This window comes from Spirochaetota bacterium, assembly GCA_004297825.1.
Lineage (GTDB): Bacteria > Spirochaetota > UBA4802 > UBA4802 > UBA5368 > FW300-bin19.
The window spans coordinates 23,145-30,389 of record SCSX01000003.1; the positions used below are offsets into that span (position 1 = coordinate 23,145).

Annotated in this window: 6 protein-coding genes; 3 read left to right on the forward strand and 3 right to left on the reverse strand. The window is 61.4% G+C overall.

Annotated features, from left to right (window positions below):
• Window positions 1-194 precede the first annotated feature (194 nt).
• Complete coding sequence (locus tag EPN93_00280; protein ID TAL39935.1) at window positions 195-1,604, reverse strand: nodulation protein NfeD; 1,410 nt, start codon at window positions 1,602-1,604, stop codon at window positions 195-197.
• Window positions 1,605-1,678: 74 nt separating this feature from the next.
• Between EPN93_00280 and EPN93_00285 the strand changes: the two genes are divergently transcribed.
• From EPN93_00285 to EPN93_00295, 3 genes are read left to right on the forward strand one after another with little or no spacing between them, the layout of a single operon-like run.
• Window positions 1,679-3,046 carry a hypothetical protein gene (locus EPN93_00285; protein ID TAL39936.1) on the forward strand — a complete coding sequence of 456 codons (1,368 nt, stop codon included), beginning with the start codon at window positions 1,679-1,681 and terminating at the stop codon, window positions 3,044-3,046.
• A gap of 21 nt (window positions 3,047-3,067) precedes the next feature.
• Window positions 3,068-3,481 carry a hypothetical protein gene (locus EPN93_00290; protein TAL39937.1) on the forward strand — a complete coding sequence of 138 codons (414 nt, stop codon included), beginning with the start codon at window positions 3,068-3,070 and terminating at the stop codon, window positions 3,479-3,481.
• Between the two features lie 18 nt (window positions 3,482-3,499).
• Window positions 3,500-4,435: a hypothetical protein gene (locus tag EPN93_00295; protein TAL39938.1), complete on the forward strand. Its 936-nt coding sequence runs from the start codon at window positions 3,500-3,502 to the stop codon at window positions 4,433-4,435.
• Here EPN93_00295 and EPN93_00300 read toward each other — a convergent pair.
• Window positions 4,432-5,076, reverse strand: a complete 645-nt coding sequence (locus tag EPN93_00300) for a protein-L-isoaspartate(D-aspartate) O-methyltransferase (GenBank protein ID TAL39939.1) — start codon at window positions 5,074-5,076, stop codon at window positions 4,432-4,434. The genes EPN93_00295 and EPN93_00300 overlap by 4 nt on opposite strands.
• Complete coding sequence (locus EPN93_00305; protein TAL39940.1) at window positions 5,066-7,102, reverse strand: hypothetical protein; 2,037 nt, start codon at window positions 7,100-7,102, stop codon at window positions 5,066-5,068. The genes EPN93_00300 and EPN93_00305 overlap by 11 nt, the downstream gene beginning before the upstream one ends.
• Window positions 7,103-7,245 lie beyond the last annotated feature (143 nt).

Genomic DNA, 7,245 nt, shown 5'->3' on the forward strand with positions numbered 1-7,245 from the left:
GGCCGTGAGGCTCTGACCCCTGCCCACCAAAGGGAAGGCTCTGACCCCTATCCTCCCAGAAGGCTCTGACCCCCGCCCTCCCGAAATGAATTCCGGCCAGCTTCCGGCCCCGCATCCGCCAGGACCGGGGCAAAACAGTGGGCTTACCGGACGCCAAGGGGCTCTGACCCCTTACTGGGCACCAAGGCACCGTCTTACGCGCGCTTTTTCACCTCGAGGACCATGCCGTCGATCGCGCGCACCTCCACCGCATCGTCGCGGCGGATGTCGTCTTCGGAGTGCGCGTTCCAGATCTCGCCGTGCACGAAGACCCTGCCGCTCCCGCCAAAATCGCTCATGGCACGCCCGGTCTCGCCCACGATCCCCTCCCTGCCCGTCTGCACCTGCCCGCGGTGCGTCTTTATCACGGCGCGTATCGCCCCGAAGAAGAACAGGAGCAGGAAGACGAGCACAGCCGCGACGGTGGTCATGGGGACCTGCCCCCCCGGGAGCGGGGAATCGAAGAGGATCATGGAGCCGATAACGAAGGCGACGATCCCCGCGAGGGCGAGCAGGCCGTAGCTCGCGAACTTCAATTCAAGGATGAACAGCACGATCGATGTGGCCAGCAGGATCAGTCCCGCGGCGTTTACGGGGAGTATCCGTACCGCCATGAGGAACAGGAAGAGGGCCACGACCCCCACGACCCCCGGCAGGATGAGCCCCGGGCTTTTCAACTCGATCCCTATGCCGACAACGGCGATCAGGAACAGGTAGTAGACGACATTCGGGTCGGCGAGAAAATTGAGCATCCGCTGCTTCCAGTCCATGACGAGGTCCAGGCGCCGCGCCCCCTGCGTCGAGAGCATCACGGCCTTCCCGTTCATGTCGACTATTCGGCCGTCGAGCTTTTTCAGCAGATCGTCCATGTCGTCGGCGACGAGATCGATCACGTTCTGGTTGAGCGCCTCGAGGTAGGTGCTCGAAATCGCGTCACGGATGGCGCGCTCGGTCCAGGCGACGTTGCGGCGGCGAAGCTGCGCGAGGCTCTTGCCATAGGCGACGGTGTCGTTCAGTATCTTTTTGCCCATGACGTTATCGGGACCCTTCCCCTTCCCCTTTTCCTTATCCTCACCCTCCTTCTCGTCGAAATCCACCAGGGGGCTCACCGGGTGCATCGCCCCGATCTCGGTGCCGGGCGCCATCGCGGCCACGTGCGCCGAAAGCATGATGAAGCCCCCCGCGGACGCCGCCTGCGCACCGCGCGGCGCGGTGAACACGATTACGGGAATCTCGGATGAAAGAATTGCCTGGATGATCTCGCGCGTCGAATTGAGCATGCCCCCCGGCGTGTCGATGCGTAAGACCACGAACTCCGCGCCCTGCGCGGGCGCCTTCTTGATGGAATCGACGATGTAGTCCGCCATGATCGGGTTGACCGAGCCCTCGAGCGTCACGAGCGCGTATACGCCCCGCTCGGCGGAGGTGGGGTGAGGCGCCAGCAGGAGCGCAAGCAGCGCGGCCGCGACGAACGCCCGGTGTGGTTTCATGATCGATGGCCTCCTTTCCCGGGGACCCGTGTATCGGCCCCGCCGGGTGATAGTATCCGTCACCCCGGGCCCCATTGTCAAGTTTTTCGCCCGCGCGATTGTATTCGCGGGGGTTTCGGGCCGATATTAATGAAAGAGCGTACAAACCCATGAAAAAACAAGCCTCACGCGACATGCGATATCGGCGCCCGATATCTTTGCTGGCCTTCGCGGCGTTACTGTTTCTATATTCAGGACACGCGGGCTTCGCGGCGGAAACGAAAAAGGCCGCGGCCGTGAAAAGCCCCGCGGTCAAGGACGAGGCGCTCGCACCGGGGCGCGAAGAAAAGGCAGCGGACAAGGGCACGGGGGCCGATAAACCCCCGGTGACCGCGGACCCGTCGGCGAAGAACGGCGCCGGAAAGGGCTCGCCCGGGGAAAAAACCGCCGGGGAGGTCAAGGGGCCCGTCGCCGCGGACGCTTCGTCAAAGGCCGCAGAAAACGAAAAGAAGCGTCTCGAATGGATAGAGCGCACGCTGGAGTTCGGCATCAGCAAGGAGCGGCGCGAGGCGATTAACCTGATGCTCACGCTCAAGGACGAGTCCTCCAAGTGGCACGCCGGACCACTCCTCCTGAAGCTCCTCAAGTCCGATACCGACGAGGAGGTGCTCGTGAGGGCCATCACCGTGGGCGGCGACCTCAAGCTCGCGGAGTTGGGTCCCGAGTTCGTACGCTTCCTGGACGACCCCACTGAGGACGTACGTACCGCCGCGGTGGGCGGCATACATGCGCTCATGTACGCGCAGGCGAAGGACGTGCTCGTTAAAAAGCTCAAGGAGCAGGACCTTGCGAAGGACTCGAACTTCACCGATTCGATCATCCGCACCCTCGCGGACTTCAAGGCGGGCGAGGCGCGCGAGTTCGCGGAGGCGGGCATCAAGGACCTGAAAACCACCGCTATCCTGCGCGAGGCGCTCATCCTCTTCCTGGGGAAGGCCGGCATCCAGGAATCGAGGGGCTTCCTCATCGCGCTTCTAAAAGACCAGGACGAGAACCTGGACATGCGCTCGTACGCGGCGAGCGCCCTGTCGCTCCTGGGCGCGAAGGAATCGGCCGCCGATATCAACGAGGTGGTGAAGACGATCGAGGCGATGCCCTTCAAGAAGCGCAAGGAGCACTACACCCTGTACATCTATTGCGTATCGGCGCTGGTGCGCCTGGGAGACGAGGGTGCGCTCCCCCGGCTCATGGAGTCCCTGAAAAGCGATAACAGCATGGTGCGCATTAAGGCCATCAAGCTCATGAAGGACCTGAAAGACAAAAGAACTATTGACATTTTGAAATACAAAAGGGATTATGATCCGAGTCCGGTCGTGCAGAAGGCGGCGCGCGATGCGCTCGAGGGCATGGGCGTGACCGACGCCAAACCCGTCGAAAAGGCCGCCGACAAGCCCGCGGATTCGTCCGCCGCGGACAAGGCGCGCACGGACGGCGCGGCAAAGACGGACGCGGACAAATCCACGACAGGGAAGCGATAACCCCGGGGAGCGGCATCACCAATGAATAACGACAACTCTCTGGAAAAGGTACGCCTGCACGACAAGCTCAGGGAAACGCTCATTCTTTGTTCCTTCATCTTCATGTCCGCTATCGCGTGCATCGTGGTAATGGACCTCGTGATCTTCCCCGTGGCGGGCTTCGCGATCGCACACAAGAAGGCGTACACGATGATCTTCAAGTATTCCTTCTGGGTAATCCTCGCGGGGACCGGATTCGCGCTCGCCGTGCGCGCGGCAATGCGTCACCGGAAGAACGGACTCACCCCGGCCCAGATCGCGCTGCGCATGGCGGGGAAGCCCGGCGCCTTCATCCTGTGGCTGCTGGGCGTACTGGGTATCTGCGCATTGCTTTTTGTTCTGCTGTACCTTCTGCTGAACTACAACGACTACCTGTTATACAGGCTCGCAAATTGAACCGACCCGGAAGTCCCGATGCCCGCAAGCGAATTTGACCGGTTTTTTCTCCACTTGCCCCCTTTCGACAGGGAGAGCGATTTCGACGCCTTCTGGAACTCCTCGTTCGCGGAGCTCAAAAAAATTCCCATAGAGCCGAAATTCGAGCCCAAGAAGCACGGACCCACCGGGTTCAGGAACTTCGACGTGAGCTTTCGCAGCCACAACAAGTCCGTCATTCAGGGAGAGCTTTCCATCCCGAAGGGCGCGAAGAAGCCGCGTGTGGTGATTGTCGTGCCCGACTACAACCGGCCCAATCCCTACGCGAAATACGCGCTGGAACACGAAATCGCCTATTTCTTCATCCAGTTGCGGGGACACGACCTCATACGGCAAGAGACGCCGGAGGGTCCCGCGTCCCCCGGATACATGGTGGACGGCATAGACGACCTGTCCTCCTATTACCTGAGGGGCGTCTACTTGGACGTGTTCCGCTCCATCGACGCCCTCCGGCTGAACGGGGAGATCGACTGCAGCGCGATAGGAATTATCGGGAAGGGACTGGGGTCCGCCGCGGCGCTGTTCGCCGCCTCATACTCCAACCGCGTGGCGGCGCTCGTGCTGGACACCCCCTCGCTCTGCTACCTCACCCTGAGCCAGAACATCTCCACGGGCGACGCGACGCGCGAGATCAACGAATACCTGGAACAGCACAAGACCAGGAAGAAGGCCGTCAAGAAAAACCTCACCTATTTCGACGGGATCAATTTTAGCGACCGGATTCGCTGCAGCACGCTCACGACCGTGGGTTTCAGGGACACGATCTCGCCGCCGGAATGCGTGTTCGCGCTTTTCAACCACCTTCTGTGCGACAAGACCATAGAGGTTTACCCGGAGGACGGGAACCGCGCCGGGGAGGAAAAGCAGTTCCGGAAGTCGCTCAAGTGGATCGCGGGGATCGTAAACGGCGCCTAGCGCGCGGGTGAAACCAGCGGCACGAAACGGGCCCTTCCGAGCTCGTCCTCGAACAGCTTCCCACCAGATTTCACATAACGCCTGATCGATTGGCCCGCGCCCTGCCGCACGGGTATCACGAGCGATCCGCCGTCATTCAACGCGTCGAAGAGCTCGTCGGGAAGGTCGCTCGCGACCGCGGCGACGATTACGCCGTCGTACGGTCCCCCGGGCGGGGTGAAGTCGCCGTTATGCACGACGGTTACGTTGGGGAGGCCCAGGCGGAACAGGAGCGTATCCCGCGCCCGCGCGAAGAGCTCCTCGATCCGCTCGCATGTGGTAACCCGGTCAGCGAGCCCCGCGAGCACCGCGGCCTGGTACCCGGAGCCCGTCCCGATTTCCAGCACGTGTTCGTTCCCCCTGAGGTCAAGGGCCTGCACCATGCGCGCGACGGTCGTGGGCTTGGTTATGGTCTGGCTGTGGCCAATGGGCAGCGACACGTCCTCGTAGGCGCGGTACCGGAGGGCCTCCGAAACGAAGAGATGGCGCGGGACGCGCTCCATGGCGGAGAGCACCGTTCGGGAAAAGCCCCCCGCACAGGCTATCCGGTCCACCATGCCCGCGCGCGCGAGCGCGTAGGGGTCCGCCTCTTTACGGTACAAAGTAACCGCCCCACTCCTGGCCCTTCTGGTTCTTGTAGCTCACCTCGAGCTTCACCTCGGACCACCAGCCGTTCACGGTCGCGGAACGCAGCGTCGAGTACACGAGCACGTAGCGGTTTTCCTCGGCGCCGTGTATCTTTTCGTATATGCCTTTAAGGTTCTCCACCTGGCGCGTGAAATAGTACGCCCCCCCGGTCGAAAGCGCGATCCGCTCGAGGGTGCGGCTCTTCTCCTTGAACGAGACTATGTAGATGGGAATATGATGGCTGTTCGCGAAAAAGATGATGTTGTCGGCCGTGTACTGCGAGAACGATTTTTCGTCCAGCACCCCGTCCGTCAGGAAGATCACGCCGCGCCTGTTGATCCTGGGCACCAAGTCCGTGATGGAATTGTAAAGCGCCTTTCCGATATTCTTCCCGGCGCCGTAGCCGGCGCCCCCGAGCGCGGCGAGGGCGCGCCTCCGGCTCCAGTCGAAATCGGTTTCGGAAACGTAATCCGCCGCCGCGCTCGCGACGCGGAACGAGTCGTTGGTGCGCATCTTCTGTAAAATGAACTCGGCGACCCAGGGCACGTCGTTGTGATACTGGCGCATGTCTTCGGACCGGTCCACGCAGAACACCATCGAGGAGGAGGTATCCTTGTCCTTCAAGTAGTCCACATAGAGCCCCGACATGGGGACCTTGTCCTCAATCACCTGGAAGTTGTCGCGCTTGAGGCCGTATAGCGGCTTCCCCCCACGGTCGCGCACGCTCACGTAGAAGGCGATGACCGGGTACTTGCTCACGTCCACCGAGGCGATCTCCACGTCGAAGTTGGCGTAGTGCCGCTGGAGCGGGTTGAACACGTACAGGCTCTCCGCGCCGAAATCGAGGCAGTAGAGATACTCGTCGCGATCCATGAGCGCGGAGAAGAGCTTCGAGAAGCTCCGGCTTTTCTTCTCCCACGAGCTCTTCACGAGTGATTTTTCCGAGGACGGGTTGTATACGATGAGGCCGGTCTTTTCGTCCGCGATGAGTATGTTTTCCTTGAAGAGCGATATCCCTCGCATGCTCCTCGATTCGGGGACGGCGACGTTCTTTATAAAATTGCCCGAGTCGTCGAAGCAGGCCACCCGGTTGTTCCCGTTGTCGAGCACGTAGACGTTATCTCCGGAGACGGCAACGTCGGTGGGCCGATACAGCTCGCCCTCGTACTCGCCCTGTTTCCCGAACGAGAGGAGGAAGCGTCCGCCCGGGTCGAACTTCTGCACCCGGTGGTTGCCCGAGTCCGCCACGTAGATGTACCCCTTCGCGTCGAAACACAGGCCCTGCGGTCCGTGAAAGCTCCCCTCCCCGTTCCCCGCGGCGCCGATCTTCGAGCGCACCTTGAGCGACGTGTCCATGATATAGACCATATCCTCCCCAAAGTCCGCCACGGCGAGCCTGCCGTTGAAATGATCGATCCCGTAGAGCTTGCTCGACATGCCCGCGTTGTAGGTGTCCAGGCCTTCCTTGTTGGGGTCGATTTTTATGAGCTTGCCCGAGGAAAACGAGGTGATGTAGACGTTCTTTTCGGCGTCCACGGTGAAGTCGACAGGATTTGGGAACCGGTAACGCCGCATTTCATCGGACGCGACCTCGTCGGCAAGGACGAATTCGCCTATGGAAAAGCCGGAGAGCTCCTTCACATCCTGGTAGCGCAGCGCCTCGATCTTCTGGCGGACCAGCACGTTGTCGGGCGCCTCCTCCAGGAAGGCCTCCCATTCGCGAATGGCCTCCTCCTTGTAGCCGGCGAGCCGGTAGGAACGGGCAAGGTACTCGCGGGCGGTCATGTAGTCGGGGTACTCGGCGATCGCCTTGCGGAAGTATTCCACCGCCGCGAGGTATTTCTGGTGGTTGAAATAGACGTAGCCTTCGCGGAAGGATTCCTTCGCCTTTTCGAAGCGCACCACGTCCCGGGGAAGCGCGTGCGCGGGCGCTGGTTGTCCGCATATGAACAGGACCGATAAAATGACAGGATACAGGGCGCCGCGATAGTTGAGCTTCATACCCGCCGCAGGTTCAATCGTTTATCAGCGGACGAGGGCCCGCTGTGTTCTTCTTTTATTATCGACGGCCTAGCGCTTTTTCAACACCGATTTCAGGTACTTCCCGGTATAGGACGCGGGGTTGGCGGCAACCTGCTCGGGGG